The organism is Kitasatospora sp. NPDC048407, from assembly GCF_043200475.1.
Taxonomy (GTDB): domain Bacteria; phylum Actinomycetota; class Actinomycetes; order Streptomycetales; family Streptomycetaceae; genus Kitasatospora.
Window position 1 is genome coordinate 55,665 of record NZ_JBICXW010000020.1, and the last position, 21,099, is coordinate 76,763.

At 72.8% G+C, this 21,099-nt stretch carries 16 protein-coding genes; 1 reads left to right on the top strand and 15 read right to left on the bottom strand.

What is annotated here, in order from left to right; genetic code table 11:
- Positions 1–48 precede the first annotated feature (48 nt).
- The 15 genes from cobT to argC form a co-directional block, all read right to left on the bottom strand.
- A complete protein-coding gene (gene cobT, locus ACGFWJ_RS28910) occupies positions 49–3,873 on the bottom strand; it encodes a nicotinate-nucleotide--dimethylbenzimidazole phosphoribosyltransferase (protein WP_392954816.1) in 3,825 nt (1,274 codons plus the stop codon).
- Positions 3,874–4,278: 405 nt separating this feature from the next.
- Positions 4,279–5,517 (bottom strand): precorrin-6y C5,15-methyltransferase (decarboxylating) subunit CbiE, encoded by a 1,239-nt coding sequence (cbiE, locus tag ACGFWJ_RS28915; RefSeq protein ID WP_387642956.1) that lies wholly within the window; start codon positions 5,515–5,517, stop codon positions 4,279–4,281.
- Between the two features lie 179 nt (positions 5,518–5,696).
- Positions 5,697–6,323 (bottom strand): GNAT family N-acetyltransferase, encoded by a 627-nt coding sequence (locus ACGFWJ_RS28920; protein ID WP_392954819.1) that lies wholly within the window; start codon positions 6,321–6,323, stop codon positions 5,697–5,699.
- 153 nt (positions 6,324–6,476) lie between these two features.
- Positions 6,477–7,316 carry a MetQ/NlpA family ABC transporter substrate-binding protein gene (locus ACGFWJ_RS28925; protein ID WP_392954821.1) on the bottom strand — a complete coding sequence of 280 codons (840 nt, stop codon included), beginning with the start codon at positions 7,314–7,316 and terminating at the stop codon, positions 6,477–6,479.
- A 69-nt stretch (positions 7,317–7,385) separates the two neighbouring features.
- Positions 7,386–8,156: a methionine ABC transporter permease gene (locus ACGFWJ_RS28930; RefSeq protein WP_387642959.1), complete on the bottom strand. Its 771-nt coding sequence runs from the start codon at positions 8,154–8,156 to the stop codon at positions 7,386–7,388.
- Positions 8,153–9,196: a methionine ABC transporter ATP-binding protein gene (locus ACGFWJ_RS28935; RefSeq protein WP_392954823.1), complete on the bottom strand. Its 1,044-nt coding sequence runs from the start codon at positions 9,194–9,196 to the stop codon at positions 8,153–8,155. Before ACGFWJ_RS28935 ends, ACGFWJ_RS28930 begins: the two co-directional genes overlap by 4 nt.
- A 409-nt stretch (positions 9,197–9,605) precedes the next feature.
- Positions 9,606–10,097 carry a GNAT family N-acetyltransferase gene (locus ACGFWJ_RS28940; protein ID WP_392954825.1) on the bottom strand — a complete coding sequence of 164 codons (492 nt, stop codon included), beginning with the start codon at positions 10,095–10,097 and terminating at the stop codon, positions 9,606–9,608.
- Positions 10,098–10,378: 281 nt separating this feature from the next.
- The gene (locus ACGFWJ_RS28945) at positions 10,379–11,743 is read right to left on the bottom strand and encodes an FAD-binding oxidoreductase (protein ID WP_392954827.1); all 1,365 of its coding nucleotides are present in this window, start codon (positions 11,741–11,743) and stop codon (positions 10,379–10,381) included.
- Between the two features lie 223 nt (positions 11,744–11,966).
- Complete coding sequence (gene argH, locus ACGFWJ_RS28950) at positions 11,967–13,388, bottom strand: argininosuccinate lyase (protein ID WP_392954829.1); 1,422 nt, start codon at positions 13,386–13,388, stop codon at positions 11,967–11,969.
- 91 nt (positions 13,389–13,479) lie between these two features.
- The gene (locus tag ACGFWJ_RS28955) at positions 13,480–14,673 is read right to left on the bottom strand and encodes an argininosuccinate synthase (protein ID WP_392954831.1); all 1,194 of its coding nucleotides are present in this window, start codon (positions 14,671–14,673) and stop codon (positions 13,480–13,482) included.
- Positions 14,674–14,782: 109 nt separating this feature from the next.
- A complete protein-coding gene (locus ACGFWJ_RS28960; protein ID WP_387642966.1) occupies positions 14,783–15,328 on the bottom strand; it encodes an arginine repressor in 546 nt (181 codons plus the stop codon).
- A 25-nt stretch (positions 15,329–15,353) separates the two neighbouring features.
- Positions 15,354–16,571: an acetylornithine transaminase gene (locus ACGFWJ_RS28965; protein ID WP_392954834.1), complete on the bottom strand. Its 1,218-nt coding sequence runs from the start codon at positions 16,569–16,571 to the stop codon at positions 15,354–15,356.
- A complete protein-coding gene (gene argB / locus ACGFWJ_RS28970) occupies positions 16,568–17,500 on the bottom strand; it encodes an acetylglutamate kinase (RefSeq protein WP_387868546.1) in 933 nt (310 codons plus the stop codon). Before argB ends, ACGFWJ_RS28965 begins: the two co-directional genes overlap by 4 nt.
- A gap of 22 nt (positions 17,501–17,522) precedes the next feature.
- On the bottom strand, positions 17,523–18,677 hold the full coding sequence (argJ, locus tag ACGFWJ_RS28975) for a bifunctional glutamate N-acetyltransferase/amino-acid acetyltransferase ArgJ (protein ID WP_392954931.1): 1,155 nt from the start codon (positions 18,675–18,677) through the stop codon (positions 17,523–17,525).
- A gap of 14 nt (positions 18,678–18,691) precedes the next feature.
- On the bottom strand, positions 18,692–19,720 hold the full coding sequence (gene argC, locus ACGFWJ_RS28980; protein WP_392954836.1) for an N-acetyl-gamma-glutamyl-phosphate reductase: 1,029 nt from the start codon (positions 19,718–19,720) through the stop codon (positions 18,692–18,694).
- Positions 19,721–19,825: 105 nt separating this feature from the next.
- On the opposite strand from argC, the gene ACGFWJ_RS28985 reads away from it, so the two are divergent.
- On the top strand, positions 19,826–21,016 hold the full coding sequence (locus tag ACGFWJ_RS28985; RefSeq protein ID WP_392954838.1) for a YncE family protein: 1,191 nt from the start codon (positions 19,826–19,828) through the stop codon (positions 21,014–21,016).
- Positions 21,017–21,099: the final 83 nt, after the last annotated feature.

A 21,099-nucleotide genomic window follows, 5' to 3' on the forward strand; every position in this document is an offset into this window, starting at 1 on the left:
GGGCCGACGGGCCGCCCCCTGGGTGCGAGGGGCGGCCAGTCCGGTGGGTCAGGCCTTCTCGGTGACTCCGGCGGAGTCGAAGGTGGCTACATCGTGCATCGCCCGGGCGGCGCTCTGCACCAGCGGCAGGGCGAGCAGGGCACCGGTGCCCTCGCCCAGACGCAGGTCCAGGTCGATCAGCGGACGCAGGCCGAGCCTGGCGAGCGCGGTCTGGTGGCCCGGCTCGGCGGAGCGGTGGCCCGCGATGCAGGCGGACAGCACCTCCGGCGCGATGGCCTTGGCGACCAGCGCGGCCGAGCCGGCGATCACGCCGTCCAGGATCACCGGGATGCGCAGCGAGGCCGCGCCGAGCAGGAAGCCCGCCAGCGCGGCGTGCTCCAGCCCGCCGACGGCGGCGAGCACGCCGATCGGGTCGGCCGGGTCCGGCTTGTGCAGCTCCAGGGCCTGCCGGACCACCTCGACCTTGCGGGCGTGGGTGGCGTCGTCGATGCCGGTGCCGCGCCCGGTCACCTCGGCCGGGTCGGTGTCGGTGAACACCGAGATCAGCGCGGCGGAGGCGGTGGTGTTGGCGATGCCCATGTCGCCGGTGATCAGCACCTTGTTGCCGGCCGCGACCAGGTCGCGGGCGGTCTCGATGCCGACCTCGATCGCACGCACCGCCTCGTCCCGGCTCATCGCCGGGCCCTGCGTCATGTCGTCGGTGCCGGGCTTGACCTTGCGCGGCAGCAGGCCGGTGGTGCGGCCCTGCTGGATGGCGTCCGGGAGTTCGGCCGCGACGCCGACGTCCACCACGCACACCTCGGTGCCGACCTGCGCGGCGAACGCGTTGACCACCGCTCCCCCGGCCAGGAAGTTCCCGACCATCTGCGCGGTGACCTCCTGCGGCCACGGCGTCACGCCCTGGGCGTGCACCCCGTGGTCACCGGCGAAGATCGCCACGCAACCCGGCTCCGGGATCGGCGGCGGGCACTGGCGGGCCAGGCCGGACAGCTGCGCCGCGATGATCTCCAGCACGCCGAGCGACCCGGCGGGCTTGGTCATCCGCTTCTGCCGGTCCCACGCCTCGCCGAGCGCCTTGGCGTCCAGCGGACGGATGTTGCGCAGCGTGTCGGACAGCAGGTCGTGCGGCTCCTCGCCGGGCAGCGCGCGGTTGCCGTACTGCTCCTCGTGCACCACCCAGGACAGCGGGCGCTTCTTCGCCCAGCCCTGCTGTTGCAGTTCCGGCTCGTCCGGGAACGCGTCCACGAAGCCGACGCACAGGTAGGCGACGACCTCCAGGTGCTCGGGCAGGCCGAGCTCGCGGACCAGCTCCTCGTCGTCGAAGAAGCTCACCCAGCCGACGCCCAGCCCCTCGGCGCGGGCCGCCAGCCACAGGTTCTCCACCGCCAGGGCCGCCGAGTACGGGGCCATCTGCGGCTGGGTGTGGCGGCCCAGCGTGTGCCGGCCGCCGCGGGTGCGGTCGGCGGTCACCACGATGTTGACCGGCGTCTCGAGGATCGCCTCGATCTTGATTTCCTTGAACTGCTTCGCCCGGCCCTTGGGCAGCGAATCCGCGTACGCCTCGCGCTGACGCTCCGCCAGCTCGTGCATCTTCCGGCGGGTCTTCGCGGACCGGATCACCACGAAGTCCCACGGCTGCGAGTAGCCGACGCTCGGCGCGGTGTGCGCCGCCTCCAGCACCCGGATCAGCACCTCGTGCGGGATCGGGTCCGGCCGGAAGCCGTTGCGGATGTCGCGGCGCTCGCGGATCACCTGGTGCACGGCCTCGCGGCTCGCGTCGTCGAAGCCGGGGGCGGCGGGGCCGCGGGGCTCCTCGGGGACGGGGGTGACATCGGCGTCGGGGGTGGGAGTGGAGTCGGTTTCCGGGGCGGGGGCCTCGACGGCGGATTCGGCGTCGGGGGCGGAGACGGGGACGGGGTCCGCGGTGGGCTCGGCCGCTGCTTCGGCGTCGGCCGGGGCCTCGGGGGCTTCGGCGGCCTCCGGGGCTTCCTCGGACTTGGCGGCCTCGGGAGCCTCGGCGGGCTCCGGCGCGGTCTCCGGTTCGGCGGCAGGCTCGGCGACGGGCTCGGCCTCGGCGGCGGGGTCGGGCTCAGTAGCGGGCTCGGCCTCGACCTCGGGGGTCGGCTCGGCGGCCGGTTCCGGGGTCTCGGCGGCCGGCTGCTCGGCACCGGCCGGGGTCTCGGCCTCCGCAGCCGCCTGAACGGGCGCGGCAGGCACCGCTCCCTCGGTCGGCGCGGCGGCCCCGGTGGCCTCCGCGGCCTCGGTGGCCTCCGCGGTCTCGGCAACCTCGGCGGCGGGCTGCGGCTCGGCCGACGGCGCCTCGGGCGTCAGCAGCGGCAGACCGGCGGGCGCGGCGAGGAACGCCGAGATGCGGCGGTGCGCACCCCGTCCGGCCGACTTGGTGGCCTGCGCGGGGATCGGCTGCTCCGCGGCCTCGCCATCGGCCGCCTCCGCCTGGGCGGCCTGCGGCGCGGGCTCCTCGGTGGTGGCGGCTTCCGGCTGCTCGGCCGACGGGGTTTCGGCAGCGGCGGCCTCGGCCTGCGGCTCCGACGGCGCGTCAGCCGCCTCGGCCGCGACCGGCTCGACGGCGACCGGCTCGACCGCAACGGGCTCGGCGGACACAGTCTCGGCAGCCGGCTGGGCCTCGGGCTCGGCGGCGGGCGCCTCCGCAGCCGGGGCGTCCGCGGCCGGTGCTTCGGCAGCCGGTTCCTCGGCAGTCGGCGTCTCCGCCGGGGCCGCCTCGGCAGCGGGCGCCTCGGCCACGACCGGCTCAGCGGCGACCGGCTCGGCGGCGGGCTGCTCGGCGGCGGGCTGCTCGGCGGCAGCCGGGGCCTCGGGGGCCGGGGTGGTCTCGGCGGTGGGCGCCGGGGCGTTCGCGGGTGCGGTGGGCTCGACCGGCTCGACGAACACGGGCGTCAGGTTGGCGGCGGGCGCGGGGATCGCCACGGCCTCCGGCGCCGGCTGTGCGGGGGCCTCGGCGGCGGCGGGCGCGGGCTCGGTGACGACCGGTTCGGCCGCGACGGGGGCGACCGCGATCGGTTCGGCGGCCACCGGCTCGACGGCGATCGGCTGCGCGGCGGCGGCCTCCGGCTCGGCGGCGGGCGCTTCCTCGGCGGGGGCGACCGGCTCGACGACGGCTGCGGCAGCTGCGGCCTCCACCACGTGCGGCTGCACGGACGCGGGCACCTGCGCAGCGGTCGGCGCGGGTGCGGTCGCCTGGGCGGGCACCGGCACCGGCTGGGCCTGCACGGCCTGCGGCTGAACCGGTTGCTGCACCGTTTCGGCGTTGACCACGGGCACCCCGAAGGCGGGCGTGCCGCCGGGGGTGGACGGGCCCCGATCGGCCAGCGAGCGGACCGGGACCTGGCCGGTCATCAGCGACGGGTCCGGGATCGGCGGGCCGGCGTGCAGCGGGCGGCGCTGGTGAGGGGGGGTCAGCAGCGGGGCCGCGGCGGGCTGCGCCTGCGGGGTACCGGCTGCGGGAGCGCTCTCCGCCACCGGCTCGGCGGTGAGCACCGGCGGGGCGAGCGGCGGCCAGGACGGCGCGACGGGGGTGCCGGGCGGCTGCTCGGCGACCGGCTCGGCGGCGGCGGCCTCGGCGGCTGCCGGGGCGTCAGCGGGCCCGGCCGCCGCCTCGGCGGTGCCGTTCACGGCGTCGCCCCAGGCGGTCTGGGGGCCGGGCATCAGCAGCACGTCGTCGTCCTCGTCGCCGTCGGGCTGGTCGAGGAAGGTGTAGGCGGGCCGCTGCTCGCCGTGCCATCCGGCGGCGGCAGGCGGAAGGGGCGCGCCGAGGTGGTGCTCCGGGGCGGACCCGCCGGGCCCGGGTTCGGGCGCGAGGGGACCGGCGTGGGGGGCGTGGCCGCCGTCGGTCATGTCAATGCTCCTTCCAGGCCGCTTGCGCGTCCTTGGCGGGTGTCCCGGAGGTCCCGCCCACTTCGCCGGGGCGGAGCCGCACCGACCCGTCCCTTACTCCATCGGTCGTCACCCTCAGGGGTGGCGTGCCATCAGAAACAACGACAGCCCCGGGCAACCGGCACGACGGCACGGCCGCTTTCGGACGCTCACGGCATTCTTCCGGGCTGGTGCGCACCGCGTCGAATGCCCGCGAAGCGGGCTGTTCGGGTTGCAGTGCGTCAAATCGGCGGTAATCATGCCTGATCGGACACGGTGCTGCCGTGACGAATTGCGCCCCGGGGAAACCCTACCGGCCGCGACCGAACCGTTCTCGAAACCTTGTCCGGATGCGACGGGGATCACCGTACCGTCCGGGTCTGACGGTCAGTCGCGCGGTTCGGCCCAGATCAGCAGGGTGTAGTCGCCGCGCCCGAAGGAGGGTCCGGCGCCGCCGGCCGGTTCGGCGCGCAGCGGGGCCGATTGGAGCAGCAGTCCGTCGGTGCGGTAGCCGGCGGTGTCGAGGATCTGCCGGGTCTCGCCGGCTTCGGCGAGGCTGCGGGCGACGGCGACGACGCGTTCGGGTCGGCGGTCGACGACGGCGCGGACCATGACGGGTCCGCCGTGTTCGACGGCGACGGCGTCGGGTTCGGGGAGGGCGCCGAGGACGTCGGGTCCGGTGCCGGTGGCGGTTTCGATCTCGACGCCGGCCTTGCGGGCGTTGGCGGCTATCCGGGCGCAGTCGGAGGGTTCGGCTTCGACGGCGACGACGGCGGCGCCGAACCGGGCGGCTTCGACGGCGAGTGCGCCGTCGCCCGCGCCGACGGTCCAGAGCAGGTCGCCGGGGGTGGGTGCGAGGCGGGCGAGGGCGAGCGCGCGGACGTGCGGGGGCAGTGCGCGGGGGCGCCTGGTGTCGGCGTCCGCGCCGGCGTACGCCCGGTTGGGAAGCGCCCAGCCGCGCTGCGGTCCGGGGTGGTCGAGGGGTTTGCCGGCCAGCCAGCCCGAAGCGGCCTCGGTGGGCGGGACGTTGCCGATGACCAGGACGACGGAGGGGTCGCGCCAGTCGTGGTCGGGGACGCGTTCGGAGGTGAGGACGGTGACGTCCTCCTCGGGGGTGCCGAGGGCTTCGCAGACCACGAAGGTGCGGGGGACGCCGCGCAGCATCAGGGCGAGTTCGCTGGGTCCGGCACCGGCGGTGGTGAGGACGGCGACCTTGGGGTGGGCGCGGCAGACGTTGGCGGCGCGGCGCAGTCGTCCGCCGTGGGCGGAGACCACCTGGGCGTCCTCCCAGGGCATGCCGGCCCGGGCGAAGGCGGCGGCCACCGAGGAGACGGCGGGCAGCACTTCGAGTTCGAGTCCGTATTCGGGGCGGCGCAGGGTGCGGACGACGCCGAAGAAGCCGGGGTCGCCCTCGGCGACGACGACGGCGGTGCCGCGGTGGTCGGCGAGGCGGCGGGCGGCGGCCCGCAGGTCGGCGAGGCCGATGCGTTCGGCGCGTTCGGGGACGGGAAGTGCGGCGAGCTGGTAGCCCGCTCCGGCGACCAGGGTGGCGGCGGCGAGTGCGCCGGCGGCTGCCTGGGTCAGTGGGGTGCCGTCCCACCCGATGACCGTGATCCGGTCAGCCATCTGCGGCTGTTCTCCCTATGCCGTGTTCCGCCCCTGGTGGGTGCGCCGGTGGCGGATTCCGCCGTCGGTGTTCCCTGGGCAGAGGCTACCGCCTGCCGGGGGTGTGCGGAGCAGGGGCACGCGCCCGGGGGCGCGTTCAGTGGCGCAGGGCACAGAACGCGTCGGTGGCGCGGCGCGGGTCAGTGGCGCAGCGCGTGGTGCTGGTCGGCGGGGTGGGCGGGTTCGGGCGGGTCGAGGTCCTCGGGGAGGAGGCTCCACACGATCAGGTCGGTGTGTTCCTCCGGGCCGGGGCCCCATTCGCCGCCGCGGACTATCGCGGCGTTGCGCAGGACGCCTTCGCTGATCGCGCCGGTTTTCTGGGCGACCTGCTGGGCGGCGGTGTTGCCGGCGGCGGTGCGCAGTTCGAGGCGTTGGAAGCCGCGGTCCTCGAACAGCCACTGGGCGGTGCCGAGGACGGCTTCGGGGGCGTAGCCCTCGCCGCGGGCCCAGGGGGCGGTGATGTACCGGACCTCGGTGGCGCGCAAGTGCCAGTCGGTGTGGTCGAGTTCGAGGAGTCCGACCAGGCGCTGGGTGAGGTGTTCGGTGACGGCGAAAACGATTCCGCGTCCCCCGGTGCGGCGCTCGGGTGCCTGGCGGGTGATCAGGTCGTGGGCGTCGGCCTGGGTGTAGGGCCGGGGGTACTCGGACCAGATCTGGACGAGTTCGTCGGAGAGCATGGTGATCAGGCCGGGGGCGTCCTGGTCCTCAAGGGCGCGCAGCAGCAGCCTTTCGGTGCTGATGGCTGTCTCGGGGAAGTTCGCAACCATGCCGTCTCTCCTCGCCGGGTCGTGGACACACCGTACGCCCCGCCCTTGTCGGGCGTGTCAGCGTACCTGTTCCGCTCCTGACAGCTGGTCGGCACGGTGCCCCCGGCGGGGAGGCCGGGGGCACCGTGGGAGCCGATCGGGTCAGCGGGTGGTTCAGAACGCGGGGATGACGGCGCCCTGGAAGTTGTCGTCGATGTACTTCTTGACGGCGTCGGAGTGCAGCAGCTCGGCGAGCTTCTTGACCCGCGGGTCGCTCTCGTGGCCCTTCTTGACGGCCAGGATGTTGGCGTACGGGTTGCCCTGGGCCTTCTCGACCAGCAGCGCGTCGCTGGACGGCTTGAGGCCGGCGCCGAGCGCGTAGTTGCCGTTGATGACGGAGGCGTCGACGTCGTCGAGCGAGCGCGGCAGCTGGGCGGCCTCCAGCTCCTTGATCTTCAGGTGCTTGGGGTTGGAGGCGATGTCGTCGGCGGTGGCGGTGGTTCCGGCGCCGTCCTTGAGGGTGATGATGTTGTTGTCGGCCAGCAGCTTGAGGGCGCGGCCCTCGTTGGTGGCGTCGCTGGGGACGGAGACCACGGCGCCGTCCTTGAGGTCCGCGAGGTTCTTGACCTTCTTGGAGTAGACGCCGAGCGGCTCGAGGTGGACGGTCCCGACGGAGACCAGGTCGGTGCCGTTCTTCTTGTTGAAGTCGTCGAGGTACGGCTGGTGCTGGAAGAAGTTCGCGTCCGCGGATCCGTCCTGGACCGTGGTGTTGGGGGTCACGTAGTCGCTGACCTCCTTGACGTCCAGCTTGAGGCCGGCCTGGGCCGCCAGGTTGTCCTGCACGAACTTGAGGATCTGCGCGTGCGGGGTGGCGCTGGCGGCGACCACCAGGGGCTTGTTGGGGTCGGCCGAGGCGCCGGAGTCGGAGCTGCCGCCGCTGGAGCAGGCGGTGAGGCCGACGACGAGTCCGGCGGCGGTGGCGGTCAGGACGGTGGTCTTCAGAAACTTACGCACGAAAAGTGCCTTTCTGCGGGTGCGAACGGCCCGGGTGGGCCGGGGACCGCTCCGGGTGGGGAGCGGTGGTCAGTGGGAGGAGACGAGGTCCTCTTCGACCGCCTCGGCGGTCTTCTGGGCGCGCGGCGCGGCCTTCGTGGCCTTCGCGGCGCGCAGCAGGCTCAGTCCGCTGCGGTAGTTGCCGCGGTGGCCGAGCCGGCGGGCGATCAGGTCGCCGAGCAGTTGCAGCGCGGTGACGATGATCACGATTTCGGCGACGATGACCCACATGAAGGTGGTCTCGAAGCGCTGGTAGCCGTAGCGGATGGCGAGGTCGCCGAGTCCGCCGCCGCCGACCACGCCGGCCATCGCGGAGTATCCGATCAGGGCGATCAGCGTGGTGGTGAAGGCGGAGACCAGCGAGGGCAGGCTCTCCGGCAGCAGGGTCTTGCGGACGATGGTGCCGGTGCCGGCGCCCATCGCCTTGAGCGCCTCGACGAGTCCGCCGTTCACCTCGCGCACGGCGGTCTCCACCAGGCGGGCGAAGAACGGGATCGCGCCGATGGCGAGCGGGACGGTGGCGGCCTGCCAGCCGAGCGAGGTGCCGCCCGCGACCACCTTGGTGAACGGGATCACCGCGACGATCAGGATGACGAACGGGATGGAGCGCCCGACGTTGACGATCGCCCCGAGCACCCGGCTGACGGCGCGGTTCTGCAGCAGGCCGCCCTTGTCGGTGAGCACCAGCAGCAGCCCGATCGGCAGTCCGACCACCAGGGTGGCGAGGCCGGCGAGGCCGACCATGCTGAGGGTCTCCCAAGTGGCGGGCCACATCAGTTCCTGCATCCGGTCCCAGGTCATGCCGCCACTCCGTTCGACAGGTCGAGGACGTCCACCTGGAGTCCCTGTTGGCGCAGGTAGCCGATCGGCACCACGTTGTCGGTGTGGCTGCCGGGCAGTTCGACCCGCATGCGGCCGACCAGGCGGCCGGCGATGGTCTCCACGGCGGCGCCGAGGATGTTGATGTCGATCTGGTAGGTGCGGGCCAGCTGGGAGACGAACGGCTGGGCGGGTGCGTCGCCCTGGAAGGTGATCTCCAGGACGGTGCGGTCGCCCGTAGTACCGAACGGAGCAGCGCCGGAGCCGAAGTCGCCGAGCGGGAACAGGTCGCGGGCGATCCGCGAGTGGCCGTCGGCGAGCAGGTCGGTGAGCTGTCCGCTCTCCACGACCTTGCCGCCGCGCATCAGGGCCGCGGAGTCGCAGACCGACTTGATGACGTCCATCTCGTGGGTGATCAGCAGCACGGTGAGGCCGAGCTGCTGGTTGAGGTCGCGCAGCAGCGCCAGGATCGAGCGGGTGGTCTCCGGGTCGAGGGCGCTGGTGGCCTCGTCGGAGAGCAGCACCTTGGGGTCGCCGGCCAGGGCGCGGGCGATGCCGACGCGCTGCTTCTGGCCGCCGGAGAGCTGGCCGGGGTAGCTGCGCGCCTTGTCGGCGAGGCCGACCAGGTCGAGCAGTTCGGCGGCCTTGCGGCGGCGGTCGTGCCGGTCGAGGCCGATGATCTCCAGCGGGAGTTCGACGTTCTGCTGCACGGTGCGCGAGGACAGCAGGTTGAAGTGCTGGAACACCATGCCGATCCGGCGGCGGGCCTCGCGGAGTTCGCGGCCGGCCCGGTGTTCGCTGCCGGCCAGCGCGGTCAGCTCGACGCCGTCCACGGTGACGGTGCCGGAGGTGGGCCGCTCCAGCAGGTTGACGCACCGGATCAGGGTGGACTTGCCGGCGCCGCTGGTGCCGACGACTCCGAACACCTCGCCCTGCCGCACGTGCAGGTCGACGCTGTCCAGCGCCAGGACGTCACGGCCCCGGGAACGGTAGACCTTGGTCAGGTCCTTGGTGGTGATCACAGCTGCTTCCGTTTGTTCGTCAGCGGACGACCCTTGGGGCATCCGCGCCAATGGAACGGCACCTGGTGCCGGGAGGAAGATCGGGGGCTGACGTCTTGTCGATCACGGCCGCCGGCCGGACGGACCGCGCACGGGCGCGGCCTTGTCGGGACATCGGAGGACGGAACGTCAGCGGGCGCTGGGCAGAGCTCTCAGCGACAACACATTCGACGGCACATGCGTCGCTCACCTGCCGGCGTCGCGCCGGTGGGGATGCATGTCGTCGTCGTGGTCATGGAACCCAGTAAATCAGACAATTGGTGAACGTCCCAACTTCCAGGACTCACTGTCCGACATGCGGACACGACCCTTGCGGGACAAGCACTGCGGCACCCGACCGATGTCCGGTTCGGGTGCCGCAGTAGGTGGTTCAGGCCGCCAGCGAGGCCGCGCCGGGCTTGGCCAGGGTGACGATCGACAGCCGGCGGGAGACCTCGCGCACCTCGGTCTCGCGGTAGCCGAGGCTCTGGTAGAGCCGCAGGTTGCCGAGGCTGCGATGGCCGGTGAACAGCTCGAAGCCGGCGGCGCCGTCCTCGGCGAGCTGCGCCTCCAGGGCGGTCAGCAGCCGGCGGCCGAGGCCGTGCCGCTGCATCCGCGGGTGCACCACCAGCTTGCCGATCCGGCCGGTGCCGGTCTCGTCCACCGAGCCGCGCACCGAACCGACCACCTCGTCGCCCAGGCGGGCCACCAGGACGCGGTGCCCGGCGAGTTCGGCCTTCAGGCTCTCCAGGCTCTGGGTCAGCGGCTCGAGGGTCCAGTCGCTGTACAGCTCCGCCTCGCTCTGGTAGCCGAGGTACTGGAGCTTGAGGATCTGCTCCGCTTCATCAGGTCGTGCCGCTGCGATGATCACACTCATGCCCATGTGCGGGGGCCTCCATCGTCAATCGCCCGGCGCGCACGAGTGAGGGTCTGGCACCGGCCTTGTCCGAGGTGTGCCCGGACGGGGATCGGCCCGGCCCGGGAAAAGCGCGACACGTCCCGCCGGACGGTGGCCCGACGGACCGGAACTGACGCGCTCACGCTCAGTATCCGGACGGTCGGACTACGGTCAAGAGAGACGTTCGCCACCGCTCTACCCAGCCGACCACTGTTCTCAACCTCCTGGACGCCCCGACGTGGCGAGCGTCACGCCGGCCCCGGCCGTCACCCGTTCGGACGGATGTTCTGGTTCACCCGGAACAGGTTCCCCGGGTCGTAGCGCTCCTTCAGCGCCACCAGCCGCTCGTACTTCGCCAGCCCGTACGCCTCCACCACCCGCCCCTGGCCCTCCATGCCCATCAGGTTCACGTACGCCCCGCCCGAGGAGAACGGCCGCATCGCCTCCCAGCACTGCCGCACCCACGCCACCTGCGGCTCCGCCGGGCCGGTGGTCCACCGGCCCACCGCGCTCAGCAGGTACGGGGCCTGCCGGTAGGTGTACGCACTGTCCTCCGCGCCCACCCGGGCCACCGCGCCGCCCAGGAACGCCAGCTGGGCGTACGCGTCCGGCGAGGGCAGCGCGGCCGTCTGCTCCGCCAGGCAGCCGATCGCCGCGTCGTCCAGCACCGACAGGAACTCCGACCGGCCGAACACGCCCGCACCCGGGCCCCGGCCGGTGTCCAGCATCTGCTGCCACAGCGTGTACGGGCGGGTCTGCACGGTGTCCGCCACCACGCCCGGCAGAGCACGCAACGGCGCCAGCACCTCCCGGCCCCGATCGGCCCGGCCGGCCCAGCACAGGCCGATCCGCACCGCCGCCCCCGCCGGCAGCTCCGGCACCCCGCGCGGGTGGCCGAACTCGCACGCCACCGTCAGCCCGTCCGGGGCCTGCGCCATGAAGTCCCGCACCGCCGCCACCGTCTCCGCCAGCGCCTCCCCCGGCAGGTACAGCGCCCCGCACAGCACGTGCGGGCCCACCCGGTGCAGCCGGTACGTGAACGAGGTGACCACCCCGAAGTTCCCGCCGCCGCCGCGCAGCCCCGCGAACAGCTCCGGGTGCGAGGCCGCGCTCGCCGTCAGCAACCGGCCCTCGGCGGTCACCACGTCCGCCTCGACCAGGTTGTCGCAGGTCAGCCCGTACGCCCGGGTCAGCCAGCCGATGCCGCCACCGAGCGTCGTCCCGGCGATGCCCGCCCCCGAGTACGGCGCGCCCGGCGTGGCCAGGCCGAACGCCTGCGTCTCGTGGTCGAAGCCGCCCCAGGTCGCGCCCGGCTGCGCCCGGGCGGTCCGCCGCTCCGGGTCCACCCGCACCCCCGTCAGGCCGGACAGGTCGATCAGCATCGCGCCCTCGCCCGTCCCGAGCCCCGCCAGGCTGTGCCCGGCGCCGCGGACGGCCACCGGCAGGCCGTGCTCGCGGGCCACCGCGACGGCCTGCAGCACGTCCGCGACCCCGGTGCAGCGGGCGATCACCTCGGGCCGGCGGTCCACCGCCGCGTTCCACACCCCCCGCGCCCGGTCGTAGTCCACGTCCCCGGGCACCACGATCTCGCCCCGGAACCCTTCGGCAAGCGCCACGGCTGCGTCGGCCATGGATCCAGCCTAGGCGGGCCGGCCGCCGCCCGCTCCGGCGCGGACCGGCCATCGGGTGACGCACGTCACCGGCAGTTCCCGCCGATTCCGGCCGCCGGACGCGGGCGGACGGCATGCTCGGAACCGATGATTCGCGCGATCCTGCACGGGAACCCCGGCCTGCTGCCCGCGTTCCCGGTCACCGCCCTGCTGCTCGGGGCGCTCTCGTTCGTCGATCGCGGTCTCAGCCGAGCCAGGCCTGCTGGACGGCCAGGTCCTGCTTGATCTCGGCGAGCTGCACGGCGACGGCCGAGGGGGCGGTGCCGCCGCGGCCGTTGCGGGAGGCGATCGCGCCGTGGACGGACAGGACGGTGCGGACGTCCGGCGTCAGGTGGGAGGAGATGGCGGCGAACTGCTCGTCCGTCAGGTCGGACAGTTCGATGCCCTCGGCCTCGCAGACCTTGACGCAGGCGCCGGCCACCTCGTGCGCGACGCGGAACGGGACGCCCTGCTTGACCAGCCACTCGGCGATGTCGGTGGCGAGCGAGAAGCCGGCCGGGGCGAGCTCCTCGAGGCGCTCGCGGTGCACGGTGAGGGTGGCGATCATGCCGGTGAAGGCGGGGAGCAGGACCTCGAGGGTGTCGCAGGAGTCGAAGACCGGCTCCTTGTCCTCCTGGAGGTCCCGGTTGTAGGCCAGCGGCAGCGCCTTGAGGGTGGCGAGCAGGCCGGTCAGGTTGCCGATCAGGCGGCCGGACTTGCCGCGGGCGAGCTCCGCGATGTCGGGGTTCTTCTTCTGCGGCATGATCGACGACCCGGTGGAGAAGGCGTCGTGCAGCGTGATGAAGCCGAACTCCTTGGTGTTCCAGATGATGATCTCCTCCGCGATCCGCGAGAGGTTGATGCCGATCATCGCGGTGACGAAGGCGAACTCGGCGACGAAGTCGCGGGAGGCGGTGCCGTCGATGGAGTTGCCCACCGAGCCGCGCTCGAAGCCGAGTTCGGCGGCGACGGCCTGCGGGTCGAGGCCCAGCGAGGAGCCGGCCAGCGCGCCCGAGCCGTACGGGGAGACGGCGGTGCGGGTGTCCCACTGGCGCAGCCGCTCGGCGTCCCGGCCCAGCGACTGGACGTGGGCGAGCACGTGGTGGGCGAACAGCACGGGCTGGGCGTGCTGGAGGTGGGTGCGGCCGGGCATCGCGGTGTTCGGGTGCGCCTCGGCGAGGCCCACCAGGGCGTGCTGGAGGTCGAGGATCAGCGCGCCGATGGTCTTGGCGTGGTCGCGCAGGTACATCCGGAACAGGGTGGCGATCTGGTCGTTGCGCGAGCGGCCGGCCCGCAGCTTGCCGCCGAGGTCGGCGCCGAGGCGCTCCAGCAGGCCGCGCTCCAGGGCGGTGTGCACGTCCTCGTCGGCGACGGTGCCGACGAACGCGCCGGACTCGACGTCGGCCAGCAGCTGGTCCAGCCCGCCGAGCATGCCGGTGAGCTCGTCGTCGCTGAGCAGGCCCGCCTTGTGCAGGACCCGGGCGTGGGCCTTGGAGCCGGCGATGTCGTAGGGGGCGAGCCGCCAGTCGAAGTGGACGGAGGCGGAGAGCTTGGCGAGGGCCTCGGAGGGGCCGTCGGCGAAGCGCGCGCCCCAGAGGCGGACGTCGGCGGGCTGGTTCGCGGTCATCGCGTGGACTCCTTCGAGGGTGGGTCTGAGTGTGGAGATGCCCCGGCCGCCGTGGCGGATACGGCGGGCCGGGGCAGGTACTGCGGGTGGATCAGGCCAGGTCGCGGCGGGCGGCGATCTTCGAGGACATGCCGAAGATCTCGATGAAGCCCTTGGACATGGACTGGTCGAAGGTGTCGCCGGTGTCGTAGGTGGCGAGGTTGAAGTCGTACAGCGACTGGTCCGACTTGCGGCCGTTGACGACGGCGCGGCCGCCGTGCAGGACCATCCGGATCTCGCCGGAGACGGCCTGGTTGGCCTCGTTGACGAAGCCGTCCAGGGCGCGCTTGAGCGGGGAGAACCACAGGCCGTCGTAGACCAGCTCGGCCCAGCGCTGCTCGACCTGCCGCTTGTAGCGGGCGAGTTCGCGCTCGACGGTGACGTTCTCCAGGGCCTGGTGGGCGGTGATCAGGGCGATCGCGCCGGGGGCCTCGTAGATCTCGCGGGACTTGATGCCGACCAGGCGGTCCTCGACCATGTCGAGGCGGCCGATGCCCTGGGCGCCGGCCCGCTTGTTCAGCTCCTCGATGGCCTGCAGGACGGTGACCTTGCGGCCGTCGATGGCGCCCGGGACGCCCGCCTCGAAGGTGATGACGACCTCGTCGGCCTCGCGCGGGGTGGCCGGGTTCTGGGTGTACTCGTAGACGTCCTCGATCGGGGCGTTCCAGATGTCCTCGAGGAAGCCGGTCTCGACGGCGCGGCCGAAGACGTTCTGGTCGATCGAGTACGGGTTCTTCTTGGTGGTGACGATCGGGAGGTTCTTGGCCTCGGCGAAGGCGATCGCCTTGTCGCGGGTCATCGCGTAGTCGCGGACCGGGGCGATGCACTTCAGGTTCGGGGCCAGCGACTGGATGCCGACCTCGAAGCGGACCTGGTCGTTGCCCTTGCCGGTGCAGCCGTGGGCGACGGTGGTGGCGCCGTGCTTCTGCGCGGCGGCGACCAGGTGCTTGACGATGACCGGGCGGGACAGCGCGGAGACCAGCGGGTACTGGCCCTGGTACAGGGCGTTGGCCTTGAGGGCGGGCAGGCAGTACTCGTTCGCGAACTCGTCGCGGGCGTCGGCAACCTCGGCCTCGACGGCGCCGCAGTCGAGCGCGCGCTGGCGGATGACGTCGAGGTCCTCGCCGCCCTGGCCGACGTCGACCGCGACGGCGATGACCTCGGCGCCGGTCTCCTCGGCGATCCAGCCGATGCAGACGGACGTGTCCAGACCGCCCGAGTAGGCGAGTACGACGCGCTCAGTCACGGCTTTCTCCTTCAGTACAGGTTTCATGCGGCGTTAGGCATAAGTATGCACGAGTGCGTATGCATTGCCAAACCGGTGGCACTCGGTGAGACGGATAAGGGGTGGAGGGCTACTGCGACTTGGCCTGGGCGAGCTGCATCAGGTGGTCGGCGAGCGCCTGGCCGCCGGCCGCGTCGCGGCTGATCAGCAGGACGGTGTCGTCGCCGGCGATGGTGCCGATGATCTCGAACACCTCGGCGGTGTCGATCGCGGAGGCCAGGAACTGGGCGGCGCCGGGCGGGGTGCGCAGCACGACCAGGTTGCCGGAGGCGGTCGCGGAGACCATCAGCTCGCCCGCCAGCCGGGCCATCCGGGCCTCGCTGGCGGACTCGCCCATGGGGGCGCGCGGGGTGCGGTCGCCGCCCTCGGCCGGGACGGCGTAGATGAGCGCGCCGTCCCGGTTGCGGATCTTCACCGCTCCGAGTTCGTCCAGGTCCCGGGAGAGGGTGGCCTGGGTGACCACCAGGCCGTCGTCGGCGAGCAGCTTGGCCAGCTGGCTCTGCGAGCGGACGGGCTGACGGGTCAGCAGGTCCACGATCCGGCGGTGGCGCGCGGTGCGGGTCTGCGGGACCTGCGGCGTGGGCGCCGTGGTCGACTCGGGGCGGGGTTCGGTCATAACTGAAGATTCTCCTGAAAGACGCTCAGCTGTTCGCGTCGGGGGCCGTTTCGCGGACCGTTCGGAGGATCGCGGGCAGTGCGGCAAGGAACCGGTCGGCCTGCTCCTCGGTCAGGATCAGCGGCGGAACCAGCCGTACGGCGTCCGCGACGGCCGCGTTGACCAGGAAACCGGCGTCCTGCGCGGCGGCCTGGACCTGGGCGGCGACGGGCTGCGTCAGCACGATACCCAGCAGCAGGCCCTTCCCGCGCACCTGTGCGACCAGCGGATCGCCGATCGCCTCGATGCCGTGGCGCAGCCGCTCGCCGATCTTGGTGACGTGCTCCAGCAGGCCCTGCTCCTCGATGGTGCGCAGCACGGCGAGGCCGGCGGCGGCGACCACGGGGTTGCCGCCGAAGGTGGTGCCGTGCTGGCCGGGGGCGAGCAGTTCGGCGGTGTCGCCGAAGGCGAGCACGGCGCCGATCGGCAGGCCGCCGCCGAGGCCCTTGGCGAGGGTGACGATGTCCGGGTCGGCGCCGTCCTCGGCCTGGTGGGCGTACCAGTGGCCGGTGCGGCCGATGCCGGTCTGGATCTCGTCCATGACCAGCAGGGTGCCGGTGGCGCGGGTGATCTCGCGGGCGGCCAGCAGGTAGCCGTCGGGCAGCGGGACGGCGCCGTTCTCGCCCTGGACGGGCTCCAGGAAGACGGCGGCGGTCTCGGTGGTGACGGCCTGGCGCAGGGCTTCGATGTCGCCGAGCGGGACGTGCGTGACGTCGCCGGGCAGCGGCTTGAAGGGTTCCTGCTTGGCGGGCTGGGCGGTGAGCGCGAGGGCGCCCATGGTGCGGCCGTGGAAGGCGCCCTGGACGGAGACCAGGTGGGTGCGGCCGGTCAGCCGGGAGATCTTGAAGGCGGCCTCGTTGGCCTCGGCGCCGGAGTTGCAAAAGAACACCCGGGCCGGGCGGCCGGCCAACTCGACGAGCTTCTCGGCGAGTTGGATGGTCGGCTCGGCCATGAACAGGTTGGAGACGTGGCCGAGGGTGGCGATCTGCTCGGTGACGGCGGTGACGATCGCGGGGTGCGCGGTGCCGAGCGCGTTGACGGCGATGCCGCCGACCAGGTCGAGGTACTCGTTGCCGTCGGCGTCCCACAGCAGGGCGCCCTCGCCGCGGACCAGCGGGATGCGCGGGGTGCCGTAGTTGTGCATCAGGGTGTGCCGGTACCGCTCGGTGATCGACGCGTTGCTGATGGCTTCGTGCTCGCTCATGCCAGGCCCCCCAGGACGGTGGTGTCGTCGTCGGGCACGACCATGGTGCCGATGCCCTCGTCGGTGAAGATCTCCAGCAGCAGGCTGTGCTGGACCCGTCCGTCCAGCACGCGGGCGGTGCCCACGCCGGAGCGGACGGCGCGCAGGCAGCCCTCCATCTTGGGGAGCATGCCGCTGGCCAGGGTCGGCAGCATCTCCTCCAGTTCGGAGGCGTTGAGCTGGCTGATCACGTCGTCGGAGTTCGGCCAGTCCTTGTAGAGGCCCTCGACGTCGGTGAGCACGACCAGCATTTCGGCGCCGAGCGCGACGGCCATCGCGGCGGCGGCGGTGTCGGCGTTGATGTTGTAGATGTGGCCGTCGGCGCCGCGGGCGATCGAGGAGATCACCGGGATGCGGCCGTCGGCGATCAGTGCCTTGACCGCGCCGGCCTCGATGTTGACGATGTCACCGACCAGGCCGATGTCGACCTGTTCGCCGTCGACCACGGCGTAGCGCTTGACCGCGGTCATGGTGTGGGCGTCCTCGCCGGTCATGCCGACGGCGAACGGGCCGTGCGCGTTGAGCAGACCGACCAGTTCGCGCTGGACCTGCCCGGCGAGCACCATCCGGACCACGTCCATGGTCTCGGGGGTGGTGACACGCAGGCCGGCGGTGAACGAGGACTCCAGGCCGAGCTTGTCGAGCTGGGCGCTGATCTGCGGGCCGCCGCCGTGCACCACGACGGGGTGCAGGCCGGCGTAGCGGAGGAAGACCACGTCCTGGGCGAAGGCGGCCTTCAGGTCCTCGTCGACCATGGCGTTGCCGCCGAACTTGATGACGACGGTCTTGCCGTGGAAGCGCTCCAGCCAGGGCAGCGCCTCGATCAGGGTGCGGGCCTTGGGCAGGGCGGCGTTGCTGCGGGCCTGTTCGCCCTTGGGTGCGATCTGCATGGCGTGTGTCGATTCCCCCGGGTCAGCTGGAGTAGGCGCTGTTCTCGTGCACGTATTCGGCGGTCAGGTCGTTGGTCCAGATGCTGGCGGAGGCCTGACCGGCCTTCAGGTCGGCGGTGATGACGACCTCGCGGCCCTTCATCGAGACCAGGTCGCGGTCCTCGCCGACGCCGCCGCCCCGGCACACCCAGACGCCGTTGATGGCGACGTCCAGCTGGTCCGGGTCGAAGGCGGCGGAGGTGGTGCCGATCGCGGACAGCACCCGGCCCCAGTTCGGGTCCTCGCCGTGGATGGCGCACTTGAGCAGGTTGCTGCGGGAGATGGTGCGGGCGACGTCGACGGCCTCGTCCTCGGTGGCGGCGTTCACGATGTCGATCCGGATGTCCTTGGACGCGCCCTCGGCGTCGCCGATCAGCTGGCGGGCCAGGTCGGCGCAGACGGTGCGCACGGCCTCGGCGAACTCGGCCTGCTCCGGGGCGAGTTCACTGGCGCCGGAGGCGAGCAACAGCACCGTGTCGTTGGTGGACATGCAGCCGTCGGAGTCGACCCGGTCGAAGGTGGTGCGGGTGGCGTCGCGCAGCGCGGCGTCCAGGGCCTCCGCATTCACCACCGCGTCGGTGGTGAGCACGACCAGCATGGTGGCCAGGCCCGGGGCGAGCATGCCCGCGCCCTTGGCCATGCCGCCGACCGTCCAGCCGGCCGGGCTGGTGACCTGGGCGGTCTTGTGCACGGTGTCGGTGGTCTTGATGGCGATCGCGGCGCTCTCGCCGCCGGTGGGGCTGAGCGCCTCGGCGGCCTGCTCGATGCCGGGCAGCAGCTTGTCCATCGGCAGCCGGACGCCGATCAGGCCGGTGGAGCAGACCGCGACGTCAATCGCGCCGACGCCGAGTTCGGCGGCGACCTTCTCGGCGGTGGCGTGGGTGTCCTGGAAGCCCTCCGGGCCGGTGCAGGCGTTCGCGCCACCGGAGTTGAGGACGACGGCGGTCAGCTCGCCGTCCTTCAGCACCTGCCGCGACCACTTCACCGGCGCGGCGTGCACCCGGTTCGAGGTGAACACGCCCGCGGCGGCGTGCAGCGGGCCGTCGTTGACGACCAGCGCCAGGTCTGGGGTGCCGGACGCCTTGATGCCGGCGGTGACGCCCGCCGCGCGGAAGCCCTTCGCCGCGGTGACGCCGATGTTCTGGGTGTCCGTCATGGTGCGACTCCGTTCAGCGGGAGGCCGAGCTCCTCGGGGAGGCCGAGGGCGATGTTCATGCTCTGCACCGCGCCGCCGGCGGTGCCCTTCACCAGGTTGTCGATCGCGCTGATCGCGATGATCCGCCCGGCGTGTTCGTCCAGCACGACCTGCAGCACGGCCGCGTTCGACCCGTACACGGACGAGGTGTGCGGCCACTGTCCCTCGGGCAGCAGGTGGACGAACGGCTCGTCGCCGTACGCCTCCTGGTACGCGGCTCTGATTTTCGCGGCGGTGGTGCCGGGCTTCGCCTTGGCGGAGCAGGTGGCGAGGATGCCGCGCGGCATCGGCGCGAGCGTCGGCGTGAAGGAGACGGTGACCGGCTCGCCCGCGAGCGGCGTCAGGTTCTGCGCCATCTCCGGGGTGTGCCGGTGGCCGCCGCCGACGCCGTAGGGGCTCATCGAACCCATCACCTCGCTGCCCAGCAGGTGCGTCTTGGCGGCCTTGCCCGCGCCGGACGTACCGGACGCGGCGGTGATCACCGCCTCCGGCTCGGCCAGGCCCGCGGCGAACATCGGGAACATCGCGAGCGTCACCGCGGTCGGGTAGCAACCCGGCACCGCGATCCGCTTGCTGCCCTTCAACGCGTCACGGTGGCCCGGCAGTTCGGGCAGACCGTAGGGCCAGGTGCCGGCGTGCGGGGAGCCGTAGAACTGCTCCCAGTCGGCCGACGACCTCAGCCGGTGATCGGCGCCGAGGTCGACCACCAGGACGTCCTCGCCGAGCTGGGCGGCGATCTCGGCGGACTGGCCGTGCGGCAGACCGAGGAACACGATGTCGTGCCCCGCCAGCGTCTGCGCGTTCGTCGGCTCCAGCACCCGGTCGGCCAGCCCGATCAGGTGCGGCTGCAGCGCGCCGAAGCGCTGACCCGCGTTGGAGCCGCCGGTCAGCGCCCCGATCTCCACCTCCGGATGCCCTTGCAGCAGGCGCAGCACCTCACCGCCCGCATACCCGCTCGCTCCGGCGACGGCAACTCGCAATACCATGGCATTCCCTCCTGAAGCCCAGCATGAATATACGCAGCTCGGCAAAATCATGCAAGAATGCCGACTGTCGTACCGGCTGTCGTACACGCGTCCTAGCCTGCCGCCATGACCGAACTCGCCGTACTGGACCGCCTTCTGGACGACAGCGACTTCCCGGTGGAGCAGCTGACCTGCCATCCGCGGCTGCCGCTGGCCGCCGGCACCTCGACCGACTGCCGTACCGTCCGCGTCTTCGACTGCGCCGAGGGGCGGCTGCGCGAGCTCGCCGCGCTCGACGCCGAGCCGGGCGCCTCGCCCTGGGGCGACTCGGCCCCGCAGGCGGTGGCCTGGCACCCGCACCGGCCGCTGCTGCTGGTGGCCGACGGGGAGTTCCTGCTGCGGTGGACCGCTGACGACCCGTCCGGCCCGGTGCGCGTCCCGGCCGGCGCCGAGTACGACGCGCTGGCGTTCAGCCCGGACGGCGGCCGGCTGTGGGCCACGCCGTCCGCCGACGACGGCTGGACGGGATCGGACGTCCTCGACCCCGCCACCGGCGCGGTCACCGGCACCGCCCGGCACTGGGACACCGGCGTCGCCGTCCACCCGTCCGGCGAGCTGGTCGCCACCCTGGCCAGCGACCAGGGCGCCACCTACTGCCTGTTCGCCCGCCCCGGCGACGGCCCCGCCGCGGCGATGCGGACGCTGCGACAGGCGCTGATCCTGGACTGCGACGGCTACGGAGCCCCGCTGTTCAGCGCCGACGGGCGGCACTTCGCGATCCGCGGCAACGCGTACGTCGACATGCTGGAGGTCTTCGCCTTCCCCTCGCTGCGGAAGGTCCTGTCGACGACGCTCGCCGAGGACAGCTCCGAGGAATGGCCGCGCGGCAACCTCGCCTGGAGCGCCCGGCCCGGCGTGCTGTGGATCGGCACGCCGACCGGCTCGCTCCTCGAACTCGACGTCGAGGCCCGGGAAGCCGCCGAACACGCCTCCCCCGACGACGTCCCGGTCGCCGCCCTGGCCGCCACCGCGAACGGCGACCTGCTGCTCGCCCGCACCGACGGCGAACTCGTCCTGCTGTCGGTACGGCCCGCCTCCGCTGCCGCGGAGCCGAACGACGACGTCGCGGTGTTCCTCGCGGGGACGGAAGAAGCGCCCCTGGACGGTGCGGTGGACGAACACCTGGAGGTCACCGACGGCATCCGCAGCTGGACGGACGACGATCTCGACTCGGTGACCGAGACCTCCGACGACGACCCGACCTGGTTGCAGATCCAGGCCTCGATGAACCGCTTCCGCAGCACTCGGGCCACCTGACACCGAAATCGGCCACGCTCCGACCGCACAGATCCGACCGCGCGGATCGGGGTGCGCGTTCCGCCTACCGCTGCCGGGCAAGC